Source organism: Bradyrhizobium sp. SZCCHNR3119 (assembly GCF_032487775.1).
In the GTDB taxonomy this organism is placed as follows: Bacteria; Pseudomonadota; Alphaproteobacteria; order Rhizobiales; family Xanthobacteraceae; genus Bradyrhizobium.
In genome coordinates this window covers 4,342,465-4,367,179 of record NZ_JAUEUV010000001.1, presented here as the reverse complement: position 1 = coordinate 4,367,179, position 24,715 = coordinate 4,342,465, and the positions used below count along the sequence as shown (strand labels likewise).

Sequence of the window (24,715 nt, the reverse complement as noted above, 5' to 3'; positions counted from 1 at the left end):
CCACGGGCTCACCTCGAACACGGCATTGTCAGCAATTCTAATCAAAGATGCCGTGCTGCGCGAGCAACCGGTTCCCTAGGCTCGCCTTTACGTTAATCGATCGCTGCGTGAGGCCCTCGTATTTTGAGCTGTGCGGCAACAGACTGACCACCGCGTAGTTCGCGCAGCGGAAAGATGCCGGCCATCGGGCTAGCTGCCGACGCCGAGCAGCTGTGTCGGCTTCAGCCGCGCGGCGGCCCTATCGCTGGCGGCGGCGCGGCAGGCCGCTTCGATCGCCGTCGCTACGGCGTCATAGGTGAATCGCGCCAGCACATTGGCACGCGCGGCACTCGCCTTTGCCCGCAGCACGGCGGGATCGGCGGCCAGCCTGTCGAGCAGTTGCCGCAGGCTTTCGGGATCACGCTCCGGCACGATCCAGCCGCCCTCGCGGACCACATCCGGAATCGCACCACCGCTCGACCCGATCACCGGAATGCCGCAAGCCTGCGCCTCGATGATCACCCGCCCGAACTGCTCGCGCACTGCCTTGGTGGTGCGGGTCAGCAGCACCAACGCATCGAGCTCCTGTAGGAACGCGGCGACCTTCTGCGGCGAGCCCCAGCCGCGGAACGTCACGCAATCGCCAAGCCCCAAGGCTTTCGCGCGCCGGCGCAAGCGGACTTCATCGGGCCCCTCGCCCATGATGTTAAGGAGGACCGGCGATGTGGCCTGCGCAATCGCGTCCAGCGCATCGTCGAGTCCCTTTTCCTCAACCAGCCTGCCGACATAGCCGATCGTCAGCGGCCGGGTGCGCGGCGTGCTGACCGGCTCGGCGCTGGGCACGAAGGTCGCCAGATCCACGCCATAGCCGATCGGCGTCACTGGGCCCGTATAGCCGCACGCGCGAACCACCTCGGTCGCATCGGGGCTGCGCGACAGGATGTGATCGGTCCGGCCCAGCACAAATCCGCGGATGGTCTCGAACGGCGGCGGCAGCCGCTTGAGGATATTCTGATCGACCTCGAGCACGACAGCCGCACGCCGCCGCAGCAGCTGCGCCTGCAGCGCGACGACGCTCCACGGCTCCTCCCAGAGATGGATCACGTCGGGATCGATCTCGGACAGCAGGTGCCGCAGTGCCGGATAGAAGTGCAGATACCATTTCATCGGCCCGGCCTGCGGCAAACGAATCGGCAGCACATGAATGGAGAAGCCCTCCGCACGCGGTGGCTCGGCGACGATGGTGCGGCCGAACTCCTTCCAGACCGCCGGCATTACCAGATGCAGATCGATGTTGGTCCTGGCTGCGAGCGAGCGGTAACGCAGGAAGCCGGCCTCGCTGCTTGCGGCCGGATGCGCGATCGACACGATCCGTATGGGCATCCGATTAGACACGGCCAATGATCCTCGCCGCCGTGCCGCTGAGGCCGGTCAGATGCATCTCCATGACCGCAAGATCACGATGCGCGCCATTGATGGTGTTGCGAGGCAGCGAGAACGGATCCTGGCCGTGACGAACCAGGCCCTTGCGCGTGGTCGCGGCGCTGCTGAATCCGGCCTGCCGGGCGAGCGCAAAATCGCGCGCACCGCAATCGGCTGCACGGCCATAGGGAAATGCGAAGTGCTGCACATCGATCCCGAGCCGTTCGTTCAAACGGCGGCGCGACTGCACCAGCTCGTCGAAGGCCGCTTGCGGCGAGAGATCCGAAACCCGCGCATGCGTGACGGTGTGAGCCCCGATCTCCGCCAAAGGATCCGTGGCCAACTCCTGCAGCATGTCCCAGGAGATCGCGTGCTTCCAGTGCATCGTGGTCATATCGATGTCGTTCGCCGCACAGAACGCAGCATAGTGGCGGCCGGCCTCGGGACCATCCCAGGACGCGGCTATCAACGCAAAGGCTGCGCGGCGCTGCTCGGACGTCGTCAGTTCGACCACCCCGTCATCGACCCGCACGCCGTCGTGGTGGAGCAGCACATCCTCCAGACCGGCCGTCCACAGCGGCAGCGTGCCGTCGGGAATCCCAGTGCTCACGAACAGCGTCACCGGCACCGCGTGCCGACGAAACAGCGGCAGCACCCATTCGTATGTGTCGCGATAGCAATCGTCGATCGAGAAATTGACGTAACGGCTGCGATCAGTTGCGTCCGCCGCGCGGCGCAGCGCTTCGCTCATCGTCACCACGTCCCAGCCGTCGCGGCGCAGATGTGTCAGGAACCGATCGAGAAAATCGAGGTCGATATGGAAGTCGCGGTTCGGCAGCCGCTCCCAGAGCGCAGACGGCGCGGCGCGGTGAAAGGTGAAAAAACATCCGCGGCGGCCCAGCACGCGATCATAGGCCTTGGCGAACGGCAGGACGAAGGCTTTGGTTCCCATCATGGCTTTTGCGACAGCGAGTGCGGCCAGGCTCAACTCAGCTCTCCCCTCACCTTGAATGATCTGCGGACCTGATTGAATGCCGCGCTGAATTGCGCCGGCATCAGCAAGCCCACGGCGAAAGCGAGACAGAGGAGATAGGCAAACCCGCCGGCGATTAAGCGCGGCAGCAGGCCGGCAATGGCATCCTGGATGAACTGACCCAGCACCGCCATCAACAAAGTCGGCACAAGCGCGAGGCCGATCGATGTCAGCACCTTCCGCCGCTCGCCGAGCACGACCACGACGCCGAGCAGAAGGACGAGACTGCGCAGCGCCTCGCCGATGCCGAGTAGTTGCATGCCCGACGCGGGCGAGGTCTCGACCATCGGGATCAGGAGGTTGAAGCCCATATTGACCGCGTAGCCCGACACGATGATCAGCGCGGCCGCGCCGTTGCGGCCCGCGCCGTTGAGCAGGCGGATCAGGATCCAGCCGAGCGTCGCCGCCCAGACACCGCAGGCGATGCCCTTCAGCGCGTGCGAGGTCAGCAGCAGGGCCTCGTCGCCGAAGGCACCGCGGAAATAGATCAGGCGCACGATATCGGTCGCGAACATCAGGAGGAACGCCGAGGCGGGCAAGGTCAACGCCAACAGCGGCCGCAGCAGCGTATCCAACTGGCTGCGCGGATCCTGAGGCGCATGATGCGACAGGACCGCCATGCCGAGCGGCTGGCTGATGAGCAGCAGCGCGCTTTCGGTCAATGAGCGGGCGTAATCGAGCGAGGCCACTGCGCCGGTCGTGAGGCGGGAGGCGGTCAGCCGCTCGATCCAGACATTGCCCTGCTCGGCGAGCGGTAGCGCCAGAAGGACGCGTAGCCTGCGGAAGAAATCAGTGGCCTTGGCAAAAATGATCGGGACTGTCAGGCCGGAGAAGCCGAGCACGCCCTCGCGCCACAGCGTGATCAGGCCCCACAGCGCCAGCGCGTTGAAGGCCAAGGTGAAGGAACAGGCCAGGACGTAGGCGTCGCCGGTGAGCATCAAAAGCGCGATGCCGGCGAGCACGGCGAGGTTCAACAGGCTGGCGCGGATATTGGTGAGGCGCGTACGACCAAGCGCGATCTCGCCGGCTGCGAGCACATTGAGCACGGCGGAGGCCGGCATGCTGAACGCCATCATCCGCACGAAATGCAAGGTCAGGTCGCGGCCCTCGCGCGAAAATCCGCCGACGATGGTATCGACCCATATCTCGCCGAGCAAGAGCACGATCAGCATCACCAGCGTGGATAGCGCTCCGATCACGATCGTCAGCGCGCCGAGGCTGCGCGACGGGTTGTCGCCCTGCAGCGCCGCGCGATGCATCGGGATCATGATCGCGGGCACACTTTCGTTCTGCAGGAAAGCGATCGGGATCAGCACGGCGGTCGTGGCGGAGCGGAAGCCGTCGGCGATCAGCGAGGCGCCGAGCACATGCGCCATCATCACTTCGCGCGCGAAGCCGAGCAGTTTGCTCGCCAGCGCGCCGCTGATCAGCAGTGCACTGAAGCGCCGCAGCGAATGCTGATGCGCACTCACGCGGCAGCTCCGGCCTGCGCCTTGGCGATCAGAAGCCCGATCGCCTCGCACATGCGCGCCAGGCTGTATTCGGCACGCGCGCGCTGCGCAGCATATTCCAGCTGGGTTGCGAGCTGATCCGGCCTTGCCAATACGGCGGCGATCGCGGCCGCCAGCGCGCGCGGATTGGCCGGCGGGATCAAGGTTCCAGCGCGACCGCGCTCCAGGATGTCAGGAGCCGCGCCGGCATCGGTCGCGATCACCGGCACGCCCGACAGCATCGCTTCGACCAGGGTACGGCCGAACGGCTCGGGATCGATCGAGGGATGCACCATCGCGTCGACCGCCTGCATCAGTTTCGGCACGTCGCTGCGATGGCCGAGGAAATGCACGCGCCCGGCCAAGCCGAGCTCGGCCACCATCTGCTGCAGCTGCGCCGCATAGTCCTGCTCGCCGAACAGCGCATCGCCGACCACGATACAGCCGACACCTGGAAGCGCCGCGAGCGCTTCGAGCAGGACGTGCTGGCCTTTCCAGGGCGCGAGCCGGCTGAACACACCGACGAGCGGCCCCTCCGGCAGGCCGAGCGCCTGTCGGAGGTCGCAGCGCAGGGTCTGCTCCCGCTGCAAGGCAAGCCCATTGGGTACGACCTCGACGAGGCTGCGCCGCCCGCCGGCGGCGATGAAAGCCGCGGCCGCCGCGTCGGATGGAACGATCACCTTCAGTGCACACCGGTTTGCAAGGAGGACTTGCATGCGCCGCTGCGCGGCGCCGAAATGTGCCGGGCTGATGATGTCGTGCAGATGCCAGATCAGCGGCCGCCGCGCCACGACACTGGCGAGCGCCGCCAGCACGAATGCCTTCTGCGAATTGGCATAGACGAGATCGTGGCCGCGCGCCGCTTTCGCGATCTCGACCACGATCGCCGCGAGCCGGCCGAGCAGCGGCAGCGCCGCCAATGCTGAGCTATCACGGCGGAAGCGCGACAGGCCGCGGCCATGCTGCGAGATGATGAGCTTCAGACCGCGTCCGGCCAGCGCCGCGCTCAGCGGTCCGTCCTCGAACAGAAAGGCGGATGAGTTCTGCCGGCCCGCGACGACGTCGAGCAGGATCAGCTCGGCGCCGCCGATCTGGCCGGTGTGATCAACAAACAGCACGCGCGCGCTTGACATCACCCTGCCCTGGCATAGGCGTCTGTTGCCGTGAACGCCGGTTGCGGCCGACCACCGTGTTCTGCGTCGGTCATCGTGACGACGATGGCGAGGTCGTCGGCCCCCAGCAATTTGACACGGGTGATCGCGGAGATCACCGGCTCGATGACGGAGCGATCGCTCCTGACGCATAGCAGCAGGTTATCAATCTTAGAGAGACACAAGCTCTCGAGCGCAGGCAGCGGACTGTCGATCAGCACCGCATCGTAGTCACCCAGTCCGGACAACAGCTCGGCAATCTTCGCTCCGAACAGCACACTGGCGACCCGCCCGGTTCTCTCGCCGAACGGCAGCACGTGCAGGTTGGGACGGTCCGTCCTGATCACTGCCTGGCTCACCGCTGCCGCGCCGGACAGTACGCCGGACAATCCGGGACTCGCCGGCAGCGATAACACCTGCGCAAAATCAGGATGGACGGGCTCGCACTCGACCATCAGGACGCGGCGGCCCGCGGCGGCCAGATGCTCGGCGAGCGACAATACGCAGGTCGTCTTGCCCTCGCCGTCCCCCGCCGACGTCACCACGATGCGCCGTGTCGGCCCGGATTCGACGAGGCCAAGCGCCTGGACCAGCGCACGCATACCGGCCTGAAACTCGGCGTCTTCCGACGCCAGCCGCAGTACCTGCGGAAGGGCGAGGTTGCGGTAATCCTGGAGAATGGCGCCGACCGCCGACAGCTGCCGCAATGTCTTGAGCCGTGGCAGGCAGGCCAGGATCGGTACATCGGCGATCTTCGGCAGCTGCGACCTTGGGACCTCCGCGATGGGCGGATCGGGCGTTTGCTCCACACTTTGTGGCGCCAGCGCCGGCGCCTGCTCGATCTCGGCGACGGCAGGCGCGGACGGTGGCATCGGCTGAGGCGCGACCGGCTGCGCAGATTGGGGCGCGGCCTCGCCCGTCGCGGAACGGCTGAGCTTATCGGCCAGCATGGTGGCGCCGATGCCGAAGATCAGCGCCAGCGTGGTGCCTGCGGCCAGGAATGGGATCTTCTTGGGAAAGAACGGCTTGTTCGGCAGTTCGGCCAGACTCACCAGCCGGGTGCTGCCTTGCAGGACCCGCCGCTCGGTCTCGAGCTCGCTCGCCTTCTTGTACAGCTCGGCATATTGCTGGCGCTTGATCTCGGTGTCGCGCACCATGCTCTCGATCGAGGCTTCGTCGAGCGTGGCCGAGCCGGCCTCCGCCTTCGCCGCATCCATCTGCGTCTTGAGCGAATTCACCAGGGCATCGTTCGCGTCATAGGCCTTCTTGGCGCTTGCGGCGATGTTTTGCATCTCCTCGACCAGCCGCTGCTGGATCATCGCCTGCTCGCGGCTCAGCGCCAGCATCGAGGGATGCTTCGGGCCGAGCATCGTCGCCGCGCTGGCGAGCTGCGCGCTGACTGCCGTCAGCTGCTGCTTCAAATCCGCAATGGTTCGGCTCGACAGTACCGAGGGCGCATCAGTCGGCCCCCGCTCCTGCTCCGACTTGATCTCCTGCAGCCGCGCAGCGGCTTCGGCCCGCGCGGCTTCCGCCTGCGAAAGCTGCTGGCCGATGCTGGTGAGCCGCTCCGACGAGATCGGCGCATTGGCGCCGCGCATCAGCCCCTTGGTGCGGCGGAACTGCTGGATCTTCTCGTCGGCAGCGCGCAGCTGCTGATCGAGCTGTTTCAGCTCCCGCCAGATCCAGGAGCTTGCGACCTCGCGACTGTTGGCGCCTTCGTTGCGCTGGTCGTCGAGAAACGCCTGGGTCAGTGCATTGGCCAGCGTCTGCGCCACTTCGGGAATGCCCGACTGATACGAGATATTGATCACGCGGGAGCGGCCGGCGGATGCGACACTGAAGCGACCGTCGACATGCTCGATGAAGGCGCCCGCATCGGTCTTGAGCTTGTCGCAGCTGCCCGCGCCACCCAGCAGCCGTCCGCGCTCGCACTCCTCGACCACCGCCGGAATGACGCCCGGGGTGCTCATCACCAGCCGCAACAGCCGGGGCGAACGAATGACGAGCAGCTGGCTCTCCATATCGGCGGGATCGCCGACCTTCTGGGCCCACGCCGAAGAGGCATTGGCGGCCGCGCCAGGTTCCTGCTCGGCGACGATGACGGATGCAGTGCCGAGATAGCGCACCGGCAACAAGACCAGCGCGAGCACGGCCAAGCCCAGAATGGCGGCGAACACCGCGCCGAACACGCGGCGGCGACGCCACACCGTGCCGGCAATCGCAAGGCCGGCCAGGCTATCGGATCTGCTCGCGTGGCTCATCTTCCTGGTCTCACCCCAACGGTCCCGTTACGCGATCAGCCGCGCTGCCTGGCTCTGATCCCCCCCATGCAGGCGTTCGAACTCTTCGTTCACGGCCGCAACGAACTGGCTGCGGAACCGCTCGGCAGAGAAGAAGGCCGCCCGCTGGCGACAGTCGAGCCGCGAGATCGACCGTTCCTTGGCGACGAACGACAGCACGCATGCGGCGATCGACTGCGGATCGGCCGCCTCGAAGAACATTCCGGTCGGCCGCGGTCCGCCGGCCAGGATCGACTCGCGCGCGCCGCCGCGGCCTAAAGCCAGCACGGGCGCGCCTTCGGACTGCGCCTCGACGAGAACGATGCCGAAATCCTCCTCCGCCGCGAACACGAATGCCCGCGCGGTCGCCATCAGGTCACGCAGCTGTTTGTCGGGGACAAAGCCGACGAACTTGATGTTCGGCCCGGCAATCGCCTTGAGCCGATCAGCTTCCGGGCCGTCGCCGGCGACGATCAGCTCCAGATCCGGCAGCCCGTTGAAGGCGTGCACGATCGGCTCGATGCGCTTGTAGGGGACGAGCCGGCTGGCGGCTAGGAAGTGATTGCCCACGGGAAGGATGACATCGCGATTGGCCAGCGATACCGGCGGATAGATCACCTTGGCCTCGCGCCCATAGATCTTCTTGATCCGGCGGGCGACGAATTGCGAATTCGTGAAGATCGCATCGGGACCATGCGCGGTGCGTGCGTCCCAGATCCGCATCCGGTGCAGGAGCATGCGCGCCATCGCGCCTTTCAGGCCGGTCGCGTAGCCGCTTTCGTTCAGATAGACGTGCTGCAGATCCCAGGCATATCGCATCGGCGAATGCACATAGGCGACATGCAGCTGCTCCGGTCCGGTGAGCACGCCCTTGGCGACGGCGCAACTGCTCGAAATGACGAGATCGTAGCTCGACAGGTCGAACTGCTCGATCGCAAGCGGCATCAGCGGCAGATAGGAGCGGTGGCGCTTGTGCAGAAACGGCATCTTCTGCAGGAAGCTGGTGTGGGACGTCTCGAACCCCAGCTTGCGCCGGTCTTCGGGACGAAGAAGATCGAACAGCGTGAAGACGTCCGCATTCGGATAGCAGCGCAGGATTTCGCGCAGGACCTGCTCGGCGCCGCCCAGGACGTACAGCCAATCGTGAACTATAGCGACGCGCATCGGGACCTCCGAGTCCAGGGCAATTTAATGAAACCCTTAAGGGAGGTATCGACGCGCACAACCCGATCCTAAATTCCTAGTTAATCGCTGTTCGCTTCACGCCCGCTGTTTTTGGGTTAACAGGTAAGGAAGCGGAAAGGACACGCGCAGGAAAGTCCGCGTCATGCCGGAACATCTTTGCGTGCACCGAGCACAGATACGCGCGGGTCCTGTTCTGGCACACGTGCTGATCGTAGAATTTTTAGATTAACAGGCCATTGCCTGGATCAGATCCGCAGCCCTGGTCGTCAGACGGGCGCCTACCTGACCTGCCGCTTCTCGAGCTTGCGGGCCAAGGTACGGCGATGCATGCCGAGCCGCCGCGCGGTCTCCGAGATGTTGAAGTCGGTCTCGATCAGGGTCTGATGGATCCGCTCCCATTCCAGCGTTTTGATCGAGGTCGACCGGTCGGCGAGCGCGACCTGCGGATTGCCCTGCGCCTTGCGAAACGCGTCCTCGATGTCATCGGTATTGGACGGTTTTGCCAGGTAATGGCAGGCCCCGAGCTTGATGGCTTCCACGGCCGTAGCTATGCTGGCATAGCCGGTCAGCACGACGATCAGCATCTGCGGATCATGCGCATGCAACGTCTCGACGCAGACGAGGCCCGATGCGCCGCCGAGCTTGAGATCGACCACGGCGTAACCGGGCGACTTCACTTTCAGGATCTCGCCGACTTCATCGCAAGACACGGCAACCACGACGTCGTAGCCGCGCCGCTCGAAGGAGCGCTTCAAAGTGCGCGCAAAACCCTCGTCGTCCTCGACGATGAGCAGGGATCGGTCACTCTCCACCGCATTCTCCAATCGCAAGCATCGACAGCGGCAATGACAATCGCACCGTCGCGCCACGCCCCCGATGGTTCCAGGCCGAAACGACACCGCCAAGCTTGCGGATCACGTTGACCACCAGGAACAGGCCGAGACCGCCGCCCGGCCGTCCTTTGCTGCTTTGATACGGCCGGCCGAGTTGCGCGAGAATGGCACGGTCGAAGCCGGGGCCGCGGTCGCTGATGCTCAGAAGCAGCATGTCGCCGTCACGTTCGACGACAAGCTCTACCCAATCGCGCGAAACTTCGTAGGCGTTGTCAAGCACGTTCACGATCGCCTGCTTCAGCGCGACGTCGGAGACGATCGCGAGGTCATCGCCAAACTCGTTCCGGAAGATCAGATTGCGGGCCGAGCGCGCGGTGCGCCACTCGTCGACCAGGGCGGCGAGAAAGCGCTTCAGCGTGGTCGGCGCAGATCCCTCGCCGCGCGCCTGCCCGGCCGATACCAGGATGTCCGTGACGATGGATTTGCAGCGCTGCACCGAGGCTTCCATCTCGGCGAAATCGTCCGCGATCGCGGGATCGGAGGCGATCGCCGGCATACGCCGCCAGTCGTTCAGAATCACGGACAGCGAGGCGAGCGGCGTGCCGAGTTCGTGCGCCGCGCCCGAGGCCAGCAGGCCCATCCGGATGATGTGATCCTGCTCGGCGGCATGTTGGCGCAAGGCGGCAAGCTTGGCATCGCGCTCGCGGAGGTTCCGGTTGATACGGGTCACGAATACGACGAGCAGAACGGCGTCGAGCACGAAGCCGACGAAGGTGCCTGTGACATACAGGCTGAAGACCTCGCTGGCGCTGTGGTGCGGCAGCTGCAACGGCCGATAGGAGACGACGAGCCAGATGAAGCTGACGCATGTCAGCGCGACCAGAGACCAGCTCGAACGTGCGTCGAGCAGCACTGCGCCGAGTGTCACCTGAAGCAGATAGAGGCAGGTGAACGGATTGGAGGCGCCGCCGGCCAGATGCAGTTCGGCCGTCAACGCCACGACGTCGAGCATCAGCGCGATCAGGAGATCGCGGTTGTTGACGTCGTCACGGTATCTGAGCCAGGTCTCGCTGATCACATTCAACGCAATCAGCGCGCAGATCACGGCCGCCATCGGTGCAAGCGGCAAGCTGATATCGAACCACCAGGTGACGAACGTGATGGTGGCGATCTGTCCGGCCACCGCGGTCCAGCGCAGCTGAATCAGCAGCGCCATGTTCTTGCGGTTGGTCGTATCCGCGGCCGGCAGCGGCGAACCGAGCGCCTCGGTGGCATTGGCTGCGACCGGCAAGGTCGCGGCTTCGTTCCTCATGGCAAGTCCCGAGATCTCATCGTGTCGACTGCGCATCAACCTCAAAGCTTGGCCTATCAGAAGACCTTCAGCTTGTCCCGGCGGCATTGCCGCTAAGTTGCCTCCTGCGGACGGCGGCCGGGCGACCGGCGCAACTGGACAAGGCGGTGCAGTCCAGCCCCCGCCAGCATGGTTGCCAAGCTAAACCAGGTCAGCGCGTAGACCAGGTGATTGTTCGGAAAGGAGATCACGGTCAAGCCGCCCCGCGGCCAACCGCCCGGATTTGGGGTCGCATCGGCGTCGATGAAGAACGGCGCAACCTGCGGCAGGCCCCGCGCCGCCGCGATCGCCCCGACGTCACGTGAATACCAGCGGTTGGTAGCCGGATCATTCTTGCGCAGGAAGCCCCCGCCCGGTTCCGAGATCCGCAGCAGCCCGGTCACCGCGACGGGTTCCATCGGGTTCCCTTCCGCTCGCGTCGCGGGATTGCGACGGTCTACTGGGACGAAGCCCCGGTTGATCAGCACGATCGTGTGATCGGTTGTCTCGAGAGGTGTGACGACCCAATAGCCCGGGCCCTCGACGGTCAGGGCCTGCACCAACGTCTCGCGATCATTCAGGAAGCGGCCGCTGGCGATAACCCGGCGGTATTCGTCCTCACTGCGATTGACTGCCGACCACGATGCCAGGCCGGGCATTGGCACCGCCGCGGCATGGACGCGCTGTTCGACCCGGTCGATGAGATCGAGCTTCCAGACGCGCCGCTCCAGCTGCCAGACACCGAGCGCCAGCAGCACCGCAACGCAAACGCCCCACGCGAGCCCGAGCAACAGGGACGACAGCCGGCGCGCGTTGCGGCGCTCACAATCGATCCCCTCGTGCTCGGCCCCCTCCGTGGGAGGCTCTGTCACGGCGATGGGCTCATCTCGTGTACGGGCATCATGTTGGTGGTCAAATGGTGCATGACCCACAATGAACCGCTCAGGGCGATCACCACCACGATGATCGTGAAGATCAGCGCCATCATGGTCCAGCCGCCTTCCGCGCGCGAGTTCATGTGCAGGAAGTAGACCATATGGACCACGACCTGCACAGCCGCCAGCGCCATGATGACGAGCGCAGCCACCTGCTTGTCGAGCGTTCCGCTCATCACCAGCCAGAACGGCAGCGCGGTCAGGACGACCGAAGCTGCAAAGCCGATCCACAGATCGGACCGGGTGCCGTGGCTGTGGTCCCCGGCATCCGCGCCGTGGATGTGGGCTTGGGCGTGGACATCCGTGCTCATCGCAGCATTCCCATGAGATAGACGACGGTGAAGACGCCGATCCAGATGACGTCGAGGAAGTGCCAGAACATGCTCAGGCAGAACAGCCGGCGGCGGTTGGCCTCGATCAGACCATGGGTCCGGACCTGCACCATCAGGGTCACCAGCCAGATCAGGCCAAAGGTGACGTGCAGGCCGTGGGTGCCAACCAGGGTGAAGAATGACGACAGGAAGGCGCTGCGCTGGGGCGTCGCGCCTTCATGGATCATGTGCGCGAACTCGGACAGCTCGATGCCGAGGAAGCCGAGACCGAACAGGCCGGTCACCACCAGCCAAGCCTGCATCGCGCCGGCGCGCGACTGTCCCATGGCGAGCATGGCAAGACCATAGGTGAGCGACGACAGCAGCAGGAACGTGGTGTTGACCGCGACCAGCGACAGGTCGAACAGATCCTTCGGCGCCGGGCCCGCGGCATATTTGCCGCCGAGCACGCCATAGACGGCGAACAGCATCGCGAAGATGAGGCAGTCGCTCATCAGATAGATCCAGAAGCCCAGCATGGTGCTGTGGCCTTCCGGATGCTCGTGCTCGTCGACGACGTAGAAGACCGGCTCGCCGGCCTTCATCGATCCCATCGCAATGGTCATGCCTTCCCTCCTGCCGCGAGCAGCTCGGTCCGTGCACGCTCGGTGCGCACGACCTCGTCGGCGGCGATATGGAAACTCTGATGATAGTTGAAGGTGTGGCGGATCGCGACCGCAAGCAGCGCAACGAAGCTCACCGCCGCCAGCCACCAGATGTACCAGATCAAGCCGAACGCCATCGCGGTCGCAAGCCCCGCCAGGATCACGCCAGTGCCGGTGTTGCTCGGCATGTGGATCGCCTTGAAGCCGGCCAAGGGCCGCGCGTAGCCGCGACGCTTCATGTCCCACCAGGCATCGTTGTCATGCACCATGGGCGTGAAGGCGAAGTTGTAGGCCGGCGGCGGCGAGGAGGTCGCCCACTCCAAGGTGCGGGCGTCCCAGGGATCGCCGGTGACGTCAGCAAGCTCCTTGCGGCGGAGAATGCTGACCGCGATCTGGACCAGGAAGCAGCCGATGCCGCAGGCGATCAAAAGCGCACCGATGCCGGCGATGACGAACCAGATCTGCAACGACGGATCATCGAACACGCGCAGCCGCCGCGTCACGCCCATCAGCCCCAGCACATAGAGCGGCATGAAGGCGAAGTAGAAGCCGACCACCCAGAACCAGAACGACATCTTGCCCCAGAACGGATCCAGCTTGAAGCCGAACGCCTTCGGGAACCAGTAGGCGATGGCGGCAAACACGCCGAACACCACGCCGCCGATGATCACGTTGTGGAAATGCGCGATCAGAAACAGGCTGTTGTGCAGCACGAAGTCCGCCGGCGGCACCGCGAGCAGCACGCCGGTCATGCCGCCGATCACGAAGGTCAGCATGAAGGCGACCGTCCACATCATCGGCAGTTCGAAGCGGATTCGCCCCCGGTACATCGTGAACAGCCAATTGAACATCTTCGCCCCCGTCGGGATCGAGATGATCATGGTGGTGATGCCGAAGAACGAGTTGACGCTCGCCCCCGAGCCCATCGTGAAGAAATGGTGCAGCCACACCAGGTAGGACAGGACGGTGATGACGACGCTGGCGTAGACCATCGAGGTGTAGCCGAACAGGCGTTTGCCGGAGAAGGTCGCGGTCACCTCAGAGAACACGCCGAAGACCGGCAGCACGAGGATGTAGACCTCCGGATGGCCCCAGATCCAGATGAGGTTCACGTACATCATCGGATCGCCACCGAAATCGTTGGTGAAGAAATTGGTGCCGACGTAGCGGTCCAGCGACAGCAGCGCGAGAACCGCGGTCAAGACCGGGAAGGAGGCGACGATCAGCACGTTGGTGCAGAGCGAGGTCCAGGTGAACACCGGCATCTTCATCATGGTCATGCCGGGCGCACGCATCTTCACGACGGTGCAGATCAGGTTGATGCCCGACAGCGTCGTGCCGACGCCCGCCACCTGCAGCCCCCAGATGTAGTAATCGACGCCGACGTCTGGACTATAGGCAAGATTCGACAGCGGCGGATAAGCGAGCCAGCCGGTGCGCGCGAACTCGCCGATGAACAGCGAGGCCATCACCAGCACCGCGCCGCCGACCGTCATCCAGAAGCTGAAATTGTTCAGGAACGGGAACGACACGTCGCGGGCCCCGATCTGCAGCGGCACCACGAAGTTCATCAGCCCGGTGACCAGCGGCATCGCCACGAAGAAGATCATGATGACGCCATGCGCCGTGAAGACCTGATCGTAGTGATGGGCCGGCAGGAAACCGTCCGAGCCGTTGAAGGCCATCGCCTGCTGCATGCGCATCATCAGCGCATCTGCAAAGCCGCGCAGCAGCATGACGATGCCGAGCACCATGTACATGATACCGATGCGCTTATGGTCGACGCTGGTGAACCATTCGCGCCACAGATAGGCCCAGAGCCGGAAATAGGTGATGGCGCCGAGCAGCGCGATGCCGCCGAGCGCGACCACCGCGAAGGTGCCGACGATGATCGGCTCGTGCAGCGGCAGCGACTCCAGCGTGAGCCGTCCGAAGATCAGCCTGGTGAGATCGTGGGTGTCAAACATGGCTCTATCTCACGAATCCGATCTGGAGCTGCGGCCGAAGATGAAGGAGGTCGAAGACTTCAACGCGAAACCGGGACGCGCCAATCCGCTGCCGCGCAACGGCGTCGCATCGCGCGGCGCGGGAACGATGATCGAGGCGTCCGACATCCGGCTGATCTGGTCGCCGGGCAGACAGACCCCGCCCGTGATATAGCTGGGCTCGGGACCGAACACGGCGCCGCGCGCGGCGAACTTGTCGTAGGTCAGCGGCAGCGTGTTCCGGATGCCGGCAAGGCCCATGCCGCCCTTGGCGTCGATCGCCATCATCTCACTGGTGCACATCTTGCCGGTCTCGACGCACATGTTGAGGATCGCCGGGAACAGCTCCTCGTCCACCGGCGCGTAGAAGCGGACCGGCTCGTTCTCGCTGGGGCGCTCAAGCGCGAGATACTCCTGCCGGCCGAGCCGGCTGTTGGCCGACTTCGCTTTGGCGATCCATTTGTCAAAATCGGCATCGGCCAGCGCCTGGAAGGTGAAGCGCATGTGCGAGAAGCCGGCGCCGGAATAGTTGGCGGAGAAGCCGCGATAGCTGCCGGGCGCATTGATCACCGCGTTCAGCCGCGTCTGCATGCCCGGCATCGCGTAGATCTGGCCGGCGAGCGCGGGAATGTAGAATGAGTTCATCACCGAAGAGGCCGTGATCTTGAAATCGAGCGGCCGGTTGACGGGTGCGGCAAGCTCGTTGAGGCTGGCGACGCCATATTCCGGGTAGATGAACAGCCACTTCCAGTCGAGCGCGACGACATCGACCTCCAGCGGCCTGTTGTCCGGGCTCGCCGGACGATCCGAGGCGATGCGCCCGAGCGTCCGGTAGGGATCGAGCAGATGCGTGCCCATCCAGGTCACGGCGCCAAGGCAGATGATGATCAGAAGCGGCGCCGCCCAGATCATCAACTCGAGTTGAGTGGAGTGATCCCACTCCGGCGTGTACGTAGCCGACGTATTCGACTGCCGGTAGCGCCAGGCGATCACGGCGGTCGCCACCATGACGGGCACCACGATCAACAGCATCAGGACGGTGGCGATAACAACGAGGTCGCGCTGTTGCGCGGCCACGTCGCCAGCCGGCGACAGGACCACGAAATCACACCCGCCAAGAGCGAGACCAAGCGGCAATAAAGCCAAGAGTTTCAGATGACGCACGCTTAACCCCATCAAGCGACGGATTTTTTCCGGCGGAGAGGTAGCGATGCTGCAGCGCATCCAACATTGGACAATTTGTCCAATACCGAGCCCGCGGCAGCGCGGCCAAACACAAGCAGGGCTCAAGGCCCGACAGGATCACTTAAGGTAGACTGGAATCGTGATGACACATGCGGCGGCAACGGCTGATGCGATCCCCGGCGCTTCCCACGGCCACGAAGCCCATCCGGGCGAGATCGCCATCGGCGTCATCATCGGGCGCACGTCCGAATTCTTTGACTTCTTCGTCTATGCCATCGCCTCGGTGATCGTGTTCCCGCGGCTGGTGTTTCCGTTCGCCGACGATTTGCACCAGACCCTTTATTCTTTCGCGCTATTTGCGCTCGCCTTCATCGCCCGCCCCTTCGGCAGCGTGATCTTTATGGCGATCGACCGCCGCCACGGCAAGAATGCCAAGCTGATCACCGCGCTGGTCCTGCTCGGGACCTCGACGGTCGCGATCGCCTTCCTGCCGAGCTATTACACGATCGGCGCCTCGGCGATCTGGCTGCTGGCACTGGCGCGCATCGGCCAGGGTCTGTCCTGGGGCGGCAGCTGGGATGGCATGGCCTCGCTGCTCGCCATGAACGCGCCGGAAAACCAGCGCGGCTGGTATGCGATGATCCCGCAGCTCGGCGCACCGCTCGGCCTGATCGTCGCCAGCACGCTGTTTGCGTTCTTCGCCGGCTATCTGTCCGCCGCGGACTTCTTCGACTGGGGCTGGCGCTATCCGTTCTTCGTGGCCTTCGCGATCAACGTGGTCGCGCTGTTTGCCCGGCTGCGCATGGTGGCGACGCCTGAATATGCCGAGCTGTTCGAGAGCCGTGAGCTGCAGCCGGCCCGCATCTCCAACACCATTCGTCACGAGGGCCGCAACATCGTCATCGGCGCATTCGCACCGCTGGCGAGCTTCGCGCTGTTTCATATGGTGACGGTGTTTCCGCTTTCCTGGGTGTTCCTGTTCACGCGGGAGAGCCCGACGCGCTTCCTCGTGATCGAGACCGTCGGCGCAGTGTTTGGCGTGATCGCGATCGTGGCCTCCGGCCTCTTGGCCGACCGGATCGGACGCAAGCCGCTGCTGATGGGCTCGGCGATTGCAATCGCCGTGTTCTCCGGCTTTGCCCCACAACTGCTCGACGCCGGCGCAATCGGCGAGACGACCTACATGGTGCTCGGCTTCGTCCTGCTCGGGCTGTCGTTCGGGCAATCCTCAGGCGCGATCGCCTCCAACTTCGCCCGCGCCTATCGCTACACCGCCTCGGCGCTGACTTCCGATCTTGCCTGGCTGTTCGGCGCGGGATTTGCCCCGCTCGCGGCGCTGCTGCTGGCTGCCAATTTCGGGCTGATGTCGGCCGGCGCCTATCTGCTGTCCGGCGCGATCTGGACCGTGCTCGCGCTGTGGCTCAGCGGGCCGCAGCAGATCCAGCGTTAGAGCGGCGATCGGTCATCAGGCCGCGGGCAATGCGAAGGAAAACGTTGCGCCGCCCTCGGGCGCGTTGCCGGCAATGAGTTCGCCGCCGTGCTCGCGCACGATGCCATAGCTGATCCAGAGCCCGAGGCCCGTTCCCTCGCCGACCCGCTTGGTGGTGAAGAACGGCTCGAAGACGTGGCTCAAGTGATCCTGGTCGATGCCGGGGCCGTTGTCGGAGACCCTGAACAGGATCTCATTGCCCTCGCGCTGGGCCGATACTATGAGCCGCGGCACCTCCGTCGTACGCATCGCATGGATCGCGTTCTCGACCAGGTTGACGATCACCTGATGCAACTGGCCTTCATTGCCCGAGATCCAGAGATCCGGCCCGACCTCGATCTGGACATCCAGATGCCGCTGCTTGGTCCGAACCGCCCACAGCACTGCGGTATTGATAAGCCGCTCGATGTTGACCCGCTCGACCTCGCCGATCTTGGAAAATGACAGCCGGCGCAGGTTCTTGACGATTTCGCTGATGCGGACTGCGCCCTCCAGGGTGCCCTCAATCAGCGAGCCGAAATCCTCCAGGATGGCATCGATGCGAAGCTCGCTCTTCAGCTGGGCAACCTCGGGAGCGATCGGCTGCTCGTGAATCGCATCGAGATAGGTGACGAGCGCCGTCCGATAGCGCATCAAGGTATGGATGTTGCCGTAGACGAAGCTGATCGGATTGTTCAGCTCATGCGCGACGCCGGCGACGAGCCGGCCGAGGCTCGCCATCTTCTCCTGCTCGACCAGCTGGCGCTGCGCCCGCTGGAGTTCCCGATGCGCCTTGTGGAGCGCCTCATAAGCGCGGCGGAGCTCGCCGATCGGGCGACCGGTCAGCACGACGCCGATAAAGCGGCCGCGATGATCATGCCGGGGCGAGCTGTTGATGGCGAACAGATCGGAACTGCCCTGCTCGTTGAGGAAGCGCAGCTCGCTGTCGACCACCTCCGCCGCACCGCGCGGCTTCAGCAGCGGCGGCAGCTTGGTCCTGTCGCCGGCATCGATCACATCGGCGACGTTGCCGCCGACGATCTCCTGCATGGCGCGGCCAGTGGTCTGCTGAAACGCTGAATTTGCCTGCTGCACCGTGCCGCCGGCATCGCAGACCACCAGGATGTCGGACACCGATTCGATCACATTGGTGACGAAGGCCTGCGCCTCTTCGAGCTCGGCGTTCTTGTGCTCGAGATCGACCTCGTAGCGGAGGAGATCGGAATAGACCTCGTCCATCTTGCGGATCACTTCGATCCACACCCCTTCGCGCTCGCTGTCGAACTCAAGCGAGCCACGGCCGGCGATCAGCTTCAACAGGGTTTCTGACCCCGGCATCTCAGGAGAGGACGTGGCCTTTGCCATTTTTTCTCAAATCATATCGGGACAATTTATTGCGTAAGCCCACGCGCGACAGGCCGAGCTCGTTCGCGACCCGGCTGATATTCCCCTCGTATTTCTCAAGATAGCTGACGATGACCGTCTTTTCGAGATCTTCCACCTTGTCCTTGAGGGTCGCTGAGCCGTTGAGCTTGCCATTGGCCGCCGAAGCTACACGGCGCGCGCTGCGGCGTCCGGCGAAGGGCGGACAGCGCAGCTCGTCGGCATCGGCCAACACGGCCATGCGCTGGATCTCATTCTGCAGCTCGCGCACATTGCCGGGCCAGTGATATCTGGAGAACTCCTCCAGCACCGATGACACGAAGCGCAGATGCGGCCGGTTGAACGAGGTCTTGACTGCCGACAGGACCCCTTCGGCAATCAACGGAATGTCCATGGGGCGGTCGCGCAGCGCCGGCATATGCACGGGAAACGCCGCAAGCCGGTAGTAAAGATCACGACGGAAGCGGCCAGCCTCGACCTCGGCTTCCAGATCGCGATTGGTGGCGGCGACGACGCGGACATCGACCTTGCGCACCCGCTGCGCGCCTAATGGCCTGATCTCGCTCTCCTGCAGCACGCGCAGCAGCTTCACCTGAAAGGCGGGCGAGGTCTCCCCGATCTCATCGAGGAAGATGGTGCCGCCATCGGCGACCTCGAACAGGCCGATACGATCCTGATAAGCGCCGGTGAACGCACCCTTCTTGCAGCCGAACAATTCGCTCTCCAGCAGTTCGTCCGGCAGAGCACCGCAATTCTGGATCACAAAGGCCTTGGTTGCGCGCGCGGAGCCATAGTGGATGGCGCGCGCCAGGAGCTCCTTGCCGGTTCCGGACTCGCCGGTGATCAGCACCGAGATGTCGTAATCCGCCGCGCGCCGGCCGAGCTCGATCACGCCGCGCATGGGACTGTCAGGCGCGTGCAGGATGCGCTCGAAATCATAGAGCTGCTTGGCGGCGCCGCGCTTGACCGAGACCACCTTCTTGACATGCGCAGGCCGCGCCTTGACGTCGACGCCGGCGGTCTCGGTCTCCTTCTGCAGCCGATAGAGCTGGACGGCCTCGCGGACGATCTCGATCAGTCGCTCCGGCTGCCAGGGCTTGGTGATGTATTGATAGATGCCGGCCTCGTTCAGGCCGGCAATGATGTCTTCCGAATCCGAATAGCCGGAGATGATCATCCGGACCGGATCGGGCCACAACTCGCGAACACGCTTGAGGAAGCTGACGCCGGATTCCTGCGGCATGCGCTGGTCGCAGATCACGGCGTGCACGATCTCGCCTTCGAGCAGCTTCTCGGCATCTGCCGTGCTGCCGGCGCAGAGCACCTCGAAATCCTGATTGAGGACCCGTCGCAGCGCCTCCTGCGAGCGAACCTCGTCGTCGACGATCAGTATCGTCCCCTGCACGCTCATCGCCTCAACAGATCCCTGCTCAACAAATCCTTGGCAACTGCTCGCCAGACAGCCAGTCGACAATCCGCCCGCCGCCAAAGCTCGTCGCCATCTGGACGAAGCGGTGGTCGTCAGCCACCGCCTCACCGACATCGGCAGCATCGCGACCGAGCGGATGCGCTCTCATGGCAGCCAGGACGGACGCCGCCACTTCCGGCGCGACCACCGCGACCAGCTTACCTTCGTTGGCGATATGCAACGGATCAAGCCCGAGCAGTTCGCAGGCGGCGGCCACGGCCGGCTTCACCGGGATAGCTTCCTCCTGCAAGCGGAAGCCAAGCCGCGATTGCTGGGCAATCTCGTTCATAGTCGCCGCAAGCCCACCACGAGTGGGATCGCGCATCAACCGGATGCCCTGCCCTCCCGCCGCGACCATGACATCGACGAGGTCGTGCAGTGCCGCAGAATCGGACACGATCTCGGTTTCGAAAGCGAGGTTCTGGCGTTTCGACATGATGGCGACGCCGTGATCGCCGAGGCTGCCCGACAGCAGCACGCGATCGCCCGGGCGCGCCTTGTCCGCGGACAGATCGAGACCATCGGGCAGCACGCCGACGCCCGCAGTGGAGATGAAGAGACCGTCGGCCTTGCCGCGCTCGACCACCTTGGTATCGCCGGTGATGATGGCAATGCCGGCGGACCGCGCCGCCTCGCCCATCGCATCGGCAATTCGCTTCAGATCGGAAAGGCCGAAGCCTTCCTCGATGATGAAGCTCGCCGAGAGATAAAGCGGCTTCGCACCCGCCATCGCGATGTCGTTGACCGTACCATGCACCGCGAGCGAGCCGATATTGCCGCCGGGAAAGAACAAGGGCGACACCACGTAGCCGTCAGTGGTCATCACCATGCGCCCGGGCCGCACGTCGAAGGCCGACTGATCGTTGCCTCGCGCCAGCCATTCATTGCCGAATGCCTCATGAAAGATGCCGGAGATGAGCTGTCCCATCGCCCGTCCACCGGCGCCATGCGACAGGTCGACACAGCCGTTCCTGAGATCGAGTCGGCGCTGCGGGGCGCTCATGATGCGAGCCTCCGCTGGTGGTCCCGGAAGCGGCCATAAGTCCAATGCGCAGCACACGCGCCCTCCGACGACACCATGCAGGAACCGATCGGGGTTTCCGGCGTGCAGGCGGAGCCGAACAGCTTGCAGTCGACCGGCTTCTTCAGCCCGCGCAGAATCGCCGGGCACTCGCAGGCGGGATTGTCGGCGACGATCTTCTCGCCCATCGCAAAGCGCAGCTCGGCGTCGAAGCGCGCGAAGGCCGGGCTCAACTTGAGTCCGCTATGCGGGATCGATCCCAAGCCCCGCCATTCGAACGAATCACGCAGCGCGAAGATCTCAGCCACATCGGCCTTGGCCCGCGGATTGCCGTCGCGAGCCACGGCGCGGCGATATTGGTTCTCCACCTCGTGGCGGCCGTCATTGACCTGCTCGACCAGCATCAGGATCGCCTGCATCATGTCAAGCGGCTCGAAACCCGCGATCACCACCGGCTTGCCATCCTCCTCGGCGAATGGCGCATAAGGCGCGGTGCCGATCACGGTCGACACATGCGCCGGGCCAACGAAGCCGTCGATCTCGACCGGATTCTCGCTATCCAGGATCGCGCGCATCGCCGGCGGGGTCAGCACGTGATTGCAGAACACGCTGAAGTTCGGCAGATCCTTCTTCGCAGCGAGCTTGAGCATGACTGCGGTCGGCGGCGTCGTAGTCTCGAAGCCGATGGCGAAGAACACGATTTCGCGGGCCGGATTGTCTTCTGCGATCCTGATCGCATCGAGGGTCGAATAGACCATGCGGATGTCGGCGCCACGCGCTTTCGCCCGTAGCAGCGAGGTGCCGCGCGAGCCGGGCACCCGCATCAGATCGCCGTAGACGCAAAGAATGACCTCGGGCCGCTCGGCAAGCTGGATCGCCATGTCGATGCGTCCCGCCGGCAGCACGCAAACCGGGCAGCCGGGGCCATGGATCATGCGGACATTGGCGGGCAGCATGTCCTCGAGACCGTAGCGCGCGATCGCATGGGTGTGGCCGCCGCAGAACTCCATGAAGCGGTAAGACCTCTGCGGGTCCGCCTTGGCACGGATCGCGCGCGCCAGTCCTGTTGCAATCTCCTTGTCGCGAAACTCGTCGGCATATTTCATGGCTGCGCCTCCGCCTGTTCGCCGAACTGCCGGAGCAGATTGAGCGTCTCTTGAGCTTCCGCCGGATCGATCTTGGCCAGCGCATAGCCGACATGGAGGATGACGTAGTCGCCGACCGCGAGGTCCTCGACCAGCGCGACCGAGACCTCTTTGCTGACGCCGTCGATCGAGACGATCGCCATGTCGTCGGGCAAGAGCTTGATCACCTCAGCGGGAATGGCAAGGCACATCAGGTCGATCCTCCAAGATGCGATTGCGGGGCAAGCGTGAGCGCGGCGACCCAGGCCTGCCCCAGACTTAAACCACCGTCATTGGGCGGCAGCTGGCGTGGCCGCAGCGGATTCAATCTGGCGGCGCGGCAGCCATGCTCGATCTGCTCCACCAGGTGAGCATTCAGGAAACAGCCGCCGCTCAACACGATGTCGGAGACGTTCAGCCAACGCGCAGCGCCAACAACCCAATCAACGCAAGCGGCAGCGAAGGTGCCGTGGAAGAGGCCGGCGGCTTCGACCGCATCGCCGTCAGCGAGCAGGCGTTCAAACAAGGGCCTCAGCGACAGCACACGGTTGCGAATCTCCCAGCCGCCATCGAGCACCGAGGCTTTGCGTACCAGCGCTTCGAGCTTCATCGCCGCTTCGCCCTCGTAGCTCTGCACGGCACAAACACCGAGCAGCCCGGCCGCCGCATCGAAGAGCCGTCCGGCGCTGGTCGTCACCGGCACATCGGCCCGTTCGAGCAATGGCAGCAGATATTTCGCCTGCAGGTGAGCGGAAAACCGGCGCGGGATCTCGTTGCCCCGTCCGAGTCCATGCAACAGCGCCGCCGCCATCCGCCAGGGCTCCCGTGCTGCGCGATCGCCGCCCGGCATTTTCAGCGGGGCCAGATGGCCGATGCGGCGAAAGCCTGCGCCGTCACAGAGCAGCAGCTCGCCGCCCCAATTGCCGCCGTCCGAACCATAGCCGTAGCCGTCCAGCACCAGTGCAAGCGCAGGCCCAACGTGACCATGTTCGGCCAGCACGGACGCGGCATGGGCGTGGTGATGCTGTACAGCCATTGTCGGCCGCCCGCTGGCCTCGGCAAAGCGCGTCGAAGCCATGTCGGGATGCAGATCATGCGCGATCGCCACCGGCTCGACGTCGAGAACGCGGGTCTGATGATCGATCGTCTCTTCGAAAAAGCGGATAGCCGCTGCAGTATCGAGGTCGCCGATGTGCTGGGAGACGAAGGCCTCGTCGCCACGCGTCAAGGTCACGGTCGTTTTGAAATGCCCGCCCACCGCCAGGATCGGCGGCACCTTGCGCGCAAGCCGGATCGGCTCGGGCACATAGCCACGCGCGCGGCGGATGAATTGCGGCCGCCCCGCCACCACCGACAGCACGGAATCGTCGGCGCGGGTCACGACGGCGCGGTCATGGGTCACGACCAGATCGGCGATGCCGGCAAGCCGCTGTTCAGCCTCCATGTTGTCGATCAGGAGCGGATCGCCGCTGAGGTTGGCGCTGGTGCAGACGAGCGCCCAATGCGCCACTTCACCCGGCGCGTCGCGCAGGGCGAGCGCATGGAAGATCAGATGATGCAGCGGCGCCACCGGCAGCATCACTCCAATTCTATCGAGCCCCGGCGCGATCGATGGCGCCACAGCGTGACGCGACTTCAGCAGCACGATCGGTCGTGCGACGGATTGAAGCAAAGCCCGCTCGGTTGCATCGACCTCGGCGAACGCGACCGCCGCATCCGCTACTGCCACCATCACGGCGAATGGCTTCTGGTCGCGCTGCTTGCGTGATCTCAGTTGCCCCACCGTCGCTTCGTTGCGCGCATCGCAGAGCAGCTGATACCCGCCGAGCCCCTTAATCGCGACGATGCGGCCCTCCTCAAGCGCTGCGGCAATCTCGTCGAGGCCGTGGCTGAGTTGCGGCCCGCAGCACGGGCATGAGATCGCCTCGGCGTGAAAGCGCCGGCCGGCTGGATTCTCGTATTCGGCAGCGCAGGCCTCGCACAACGGAAACCGCTTCATCGCCGTGGTGGCGCGGTCGTAGGGCAGCCGTTCGGCAATGGTGAAGCGCGGACCGCAGTCGGTGCAGGTCACGAACGGATAGAGGTGGAAGCGGCTCTTGGGGTCGAACAGTTCGGCCAAGCATTGCGGACAAGTCGCGGCGTCCGGCGCGATCCGTGTCGCGATCTGTCCGCGTCCGCTCTCGCGAATTTGGAAGGCATCGCTTGCGGCAGGCGCGACGCGCTCCACCGAGATGTCGTCGATGCGCGCCAAAGGCGGCGTCTGGCGCGGCAAGGCTTCGACGAAATCGGCAGCGTTGTCGCCCTCGACCTCGATCAGGACTCCCTGCGGATCATTGGCGACGAAGCCGCCGAGCCGGTAGTGCTTCGCCAATCCATAGACATAGGGACGAAAGCCGACGCCCTGCACGGCGCCGCGAACGCGCAGCCGCAGCCTGGTGCCATGCTGTGCCTGGGCGCCGCCGTTCATG

General features: G+C 64.6%; 20 protein-coding genes. 1 reads left to right on the top strand and 19 read right to left on the bottom strand.

Translation table 11 applies throughout. The features are described from left to right. Positions 1-189: 189 nt before the first annotated feature. From QX034_RS20135 to cyoA, 13 genes are all read right to left on the bottom strand, one after another. Complete coding sequence (locus QX034_RS20135; RefSeq protein ID WP_315700778.1) at positions 190-1,374, bottom strand: glycosyltransferase; 1,185 nt, start codon at positions 1,372-1,374, stop codon at positions 190-192. Next, the gene (locus QX034_RS20130) at positions 1,367-2,389 is read right to left on the bottom strand and encodes a polysaccharide deacetylase family protein (protein WP_315700779.1); all 1,023 of its coding nucleotides are present in this window, start codon (positions 2,387-2,389) and stop codon (positions 1,367-1,369) included. Before QX034_RS20130 ends, QX034_RS20135 begins: the two co-directional genes overlap by 8 nt. Then, a complete protein-coding gene (locus QX034_RS20125; protein WP_315700780.1) occupies positions 2,386-3,906 on the bottom strand; it encodes a lipid II flippase MurJ in 1,521 nt (506 codons plus the stop codon). The genes QX034_RS20130 and QX034_RS20125 overlap by 4 nt, the downstream gene beginning before the upstream one ends. Next, positions 3,903-5,060, bottom strand: coding sequence for a glycosyltransferase family 4 protein (locus QX034_RS20120; protein ID WP_315700781.1), 1,158 nt, complete (start codon positions 5,058-5,060; stop codon positions 3,903-3,905). The genes QX034_RS20125 and QX034_RS20120 overlap by 4 nt, the downstream gene beginning before the upstream one ends. After that, the gene (locus tag QX034_RS20115; RefSeq protein ID WP_315700782.1) at positions 5,057-7,336 is read right to left on the bottom strand and encodes an exopolysaccharide transport family protein; all 2,280 of its coding nucleotides are present in this window, start codon (positions 7,334-7,336) and stop codon (positions 5,057-5,059) included. The genes QX034_RS20120 and QX034_RS20115 overlap by 4 nt, the downstream gene beginning before the upstream one ends. A 27-nt stretch (positions 7,337-7,363) precedes the next feature. Next, positions 7,364-8,518 carry a glycosyltransferase gene (locus QX034_RS20110; protein ID WP_315700783.1) on the bottom strand — a complete coding sequence of 385 codons (1,155 nt, stop codon included), beginning with the start codon at positions 8,516-8,518 and terminating at the stop codon, positions 7,364-7,366. Positions 8,519-8,817: 299 nt separating this feature from the next. Then, positions 8,818-9,351: a response regulator transcription factor gene (locus QX034_RS20105; protein ID WP_315700784.1), complete on the bottom strand. Its 534-nt coding sequence runs from the start codon at positions 9,349-9,351 to the stop codon at positions 8,818-8,820. After that, complete coding sequence (locus tag QX034_RS20100; RefSeq protein WP_315700785.1) at positions 9,341-10,684, bottom strand: ATP-binding protein; 1,344 nt, start codon at positions 10,682-10,684, stop codon at positions 9,341-9,343. Before QX034_RS20100 ends, QX034_RS20105 begins: the two co-directional genes overlap by 11 nt. Positions 10,685-10,776: 92 nt before the next feature. Continuing rightward, positions 10,777-11,535 (bottom strand): SURF1 family protein, encoded by a 759-nt coding sequence (locus tag QX034_RS20095; RefSeq protein WP_409977544.1) that lies wholly within the window; start codon positions 11,533-11,535, stop codon positions 10,777-10,779. Positions 11,536-11,570: 35 nt separating this feature from the next. After that, positions 11,571-11,948 (bottom strand): cytochrome o ubiquinol oxidase subunit IV, encoded by a 378-nt coding sequence (gene cyoD, locus QX034_RS20090; protein WP_315700786.1) that lies wholly within the window; start codon positions 11,946-11,948, stop codon positions 11,571-11,573. Next, positions 11,945-12,574, bottom strand: coding sequence for a cytochrome o ubiquinol oxidase subunit III (gene cyoC / locus QX034_RS20085; RefSeq protein ID WP_315700787.1), 630 nt, complete (start codon positions 12,572-12,574; stop codon positions 11,945-11,947). The genes cyoD and cyoC overlap by 4 nt, the downstream gene beginning before the upstream one ends. After that, positions 12,571-14,580 (bottom strand): cytochrome o ubiquinol oxidase subunit I, encoded by a 2,010-nt coding sequence (gene cyoB / locus QX034_RS20080; protein WP_315700788.1) that lies wholly within the window; start codon positions 14,578-14,580, stop codon positions 12,571-12,573. The genes cyoC and cyoB overlap by 4 nt, the downstream gene beginning before the upstream one ends. A 9-nt stretch (positions 14,581-14,589) precedes the next feature. Further along, positions 14,590-15,762 carry a ubiquinol oxidase subunit II gene (gene cyoA, locus QX034_RS20075; protein ID WP_315700789.1) on the bottom strand — a complete coding sequence of 391 codons (1,173 nt, stop codon included), beginning with the start codon at positions 15,760-15,762 and terminating at the stop codon, positions 14,590-14,592. A 163-nt stretch (positions 15,763-15,925) separates the two neighbouring features. Between cyoA and QX034_RS20070 the strand changes: the two genes are divergently transcribed. Then, positions 15,926-17,233 (top strand): MFS transporter, encoded by a 1,308-nt coding sequence (locus QX034_RS20070; RefSeq protein WP_315700790.1) that lies wholly within the window; start codon positions 15,926-15,928, stop codon positions 17,231-17,233. A 15-nt stretch (positions 17,234-17,248) separates the two neighbouring features. Here QX034_RS20070 and QX034_RS20065 read toward each other — a convergent pair whose 3' ends face one another. The 6 genes from QX034_RS20065 to hypF are packed head-to-tail and all read right to left on the bottom strand — an operon-like array spanning position 17,249 to position 24,714. Continuing rightward, the gene (locus tag QX034_RS20065) at positions 17,249-18,616 is read right to left on the bottom strand and encodes an ATP-binding protein (protein WP_315700791.1); all 1,368 of its coding nucleotides are present in this window, start codon (positions 18,614-18,616) and stop codon (positions 17,249-17,251) included. After that, a complete protein-coding gene (locus QX034_RS20060) occupies positions 18,591-20,045 on the bottom strand; it encodes a sigma-54 dependent transcriptional regulator (RefSeq protein WP_315700792.1) in 1,455 nt (484 codons plus the stop codon). Before QX034_RS20060 ends, QX034_RS20065 begins: the two co-directional genes overlap by 26 nt. Positions 20,046-20,064: 19 nt before the next feature. After that, complete coding sequence (gene hypE / locus QX034_RS20055; protein ID WP_315700793.1) at positions 20,065-21,105, bottom strand: hydrogenase expression/formation protein HypE; 1,041 nt, start codon at positions 21,103-21,105, stop codon at positions 20,065-20,067. Then, positions 21,102-22,229 (bottom strand): hydrogenase formation protein HypD, encoded by a 1,128-nt coding sequence (hypD, locus tag QX034_RS20050; protein ID WP_315700794.1) that lies wholly within the window; start codon positions 22,227-22,229, stop codon positions 21,102-21,104. The genes hypE and hypD overlap by 4 nt, the downstream gene beginning before the upstream one ends. Further along, a complete protein-coding gene (locus QX034_RS20045; RefSeq protein WP_315700795.1) occupies positions 22,226-22,459 on the bottom strand; it encodes a HypC/HybG/HupF family hydrogenase formation chaperone in 234 nt (77 codons plus the stop codon). Before QX034_RS20045 ends, hypD begins: the two co-directional genes overlap by 4 nt. Further along, positions 22,459-24,714 (bottom strand): carbamoyltransferase HypF, encoded by a 2,256-nt coding sequence (hypF, locus tag QX034_RS20040; RefSeq protein WP_315700796.1) that lies wholly within the window; start codon positions 24,712-24,714, stop codon positions 22,459-22,461. Before hypF ends, QX034_RS20045 begins: the two co-directional genes overlap by 1 nt. Position 24,715: the final 1 nt, after the last annotated feature.

What these genes read in the sequence shown, in the direction of transcription:
- QX034_RS20115 (WP_315700782.1), bottom strand. Translation starts at nt 7,336, where the DNA reads ATGAGCCACGCGAGCAGATCCGATAGCCTGGCCGGCCTTGCGATTGCC.
- hypD (WP_315700794.1), bottom strand. Translation starts at nt 22,229, where the DNA reads ATGAAATATGCCGACGAGTTTCGCGACAAGGAGATTGCAACAGGACTG.
- hypE (WP_315700793.1), bottom strand. Translation starts at nt 21,105, where the DNA reads ATGAGCGCCCCGCAGCGCCGACTCGATCTCAGGAACGGCTGTGTCGAC.
- QX034_RS20045 (WP_315700795.1), bottom strand. Translation starts at nt 22,459, where the DNA reads ATGTGCCTTGCCATTCCCGCTGAGGTGATCAAGCTCTTGCCCGACGAC.
- QX034_RS20110 (WP_315700783.1), bottom strand. Translation starts at nt 8,518, where the DNA reads ATGCGCGTCGCTATAGTTCACGATTGGCTGTACGTCCTGGGCGGCGCC.
- cyoC (WP_315700787.1), bottom strand. Translation starts at nt 12,574, where the DNA reads ATGACCATTGCGATGGGATCGATGAAGGCCGGCGAGCCGGTCTTCTAC.
- cyoB (WP_315700788.1), bottom strand. Translation starts at nt 14,580, where the DNA reads ATGTTTGACACCCACGATCTCACCAGGCTGATCTTCGGACGGCTCACG.
- QX034_RS20070 (WP_315700790.1), top strand. Translation starts at nt 15,926, where the DNA reads ATGACACATGCGGCGGCAACGGCTGATGCGATCCCCGGCGCTTCCCAC.
- cyoD (WP_315700786.1), bottom strand. Translation starts at nt 11,948, where the DNA reads ATGAGCACGGATGTCCACGCCCAAGCCCACATCCACGGCGCGGATGCC.
- hypF (WP_315700796.1), bottom strand. Translation starts at nt 24,714, where the DNA reads ATGAACGGCGGCGCCCAGGCACAGCATGGCACCAGGCTGCGGCTGCGC.
- QX034_RS20065 (WP_315700791.1), bottom strand. Translation starts at nt 18,616, where the DNA reads ATGGCAAAGGCCACGTCCTCTCCTGAGATGCCGGGGTCAGAAACCCTG.
- QX034_RS20060 (WP_315700792.1), bottom strand. Translation starts at nt 20,045, where the DNA reads ATGAGCGTGCAGGGGACGATACTGATCGTCGACGACGAGGTTCGCTCG.
- QX034_RS20100 (WP_315700785.1), bottom strand. Translation starts at nt 10,684, where the DNA reads ATGAGGAACGAAGCCGCGACCTTGCCGGTCGCAGCCAATGCCACCGAG.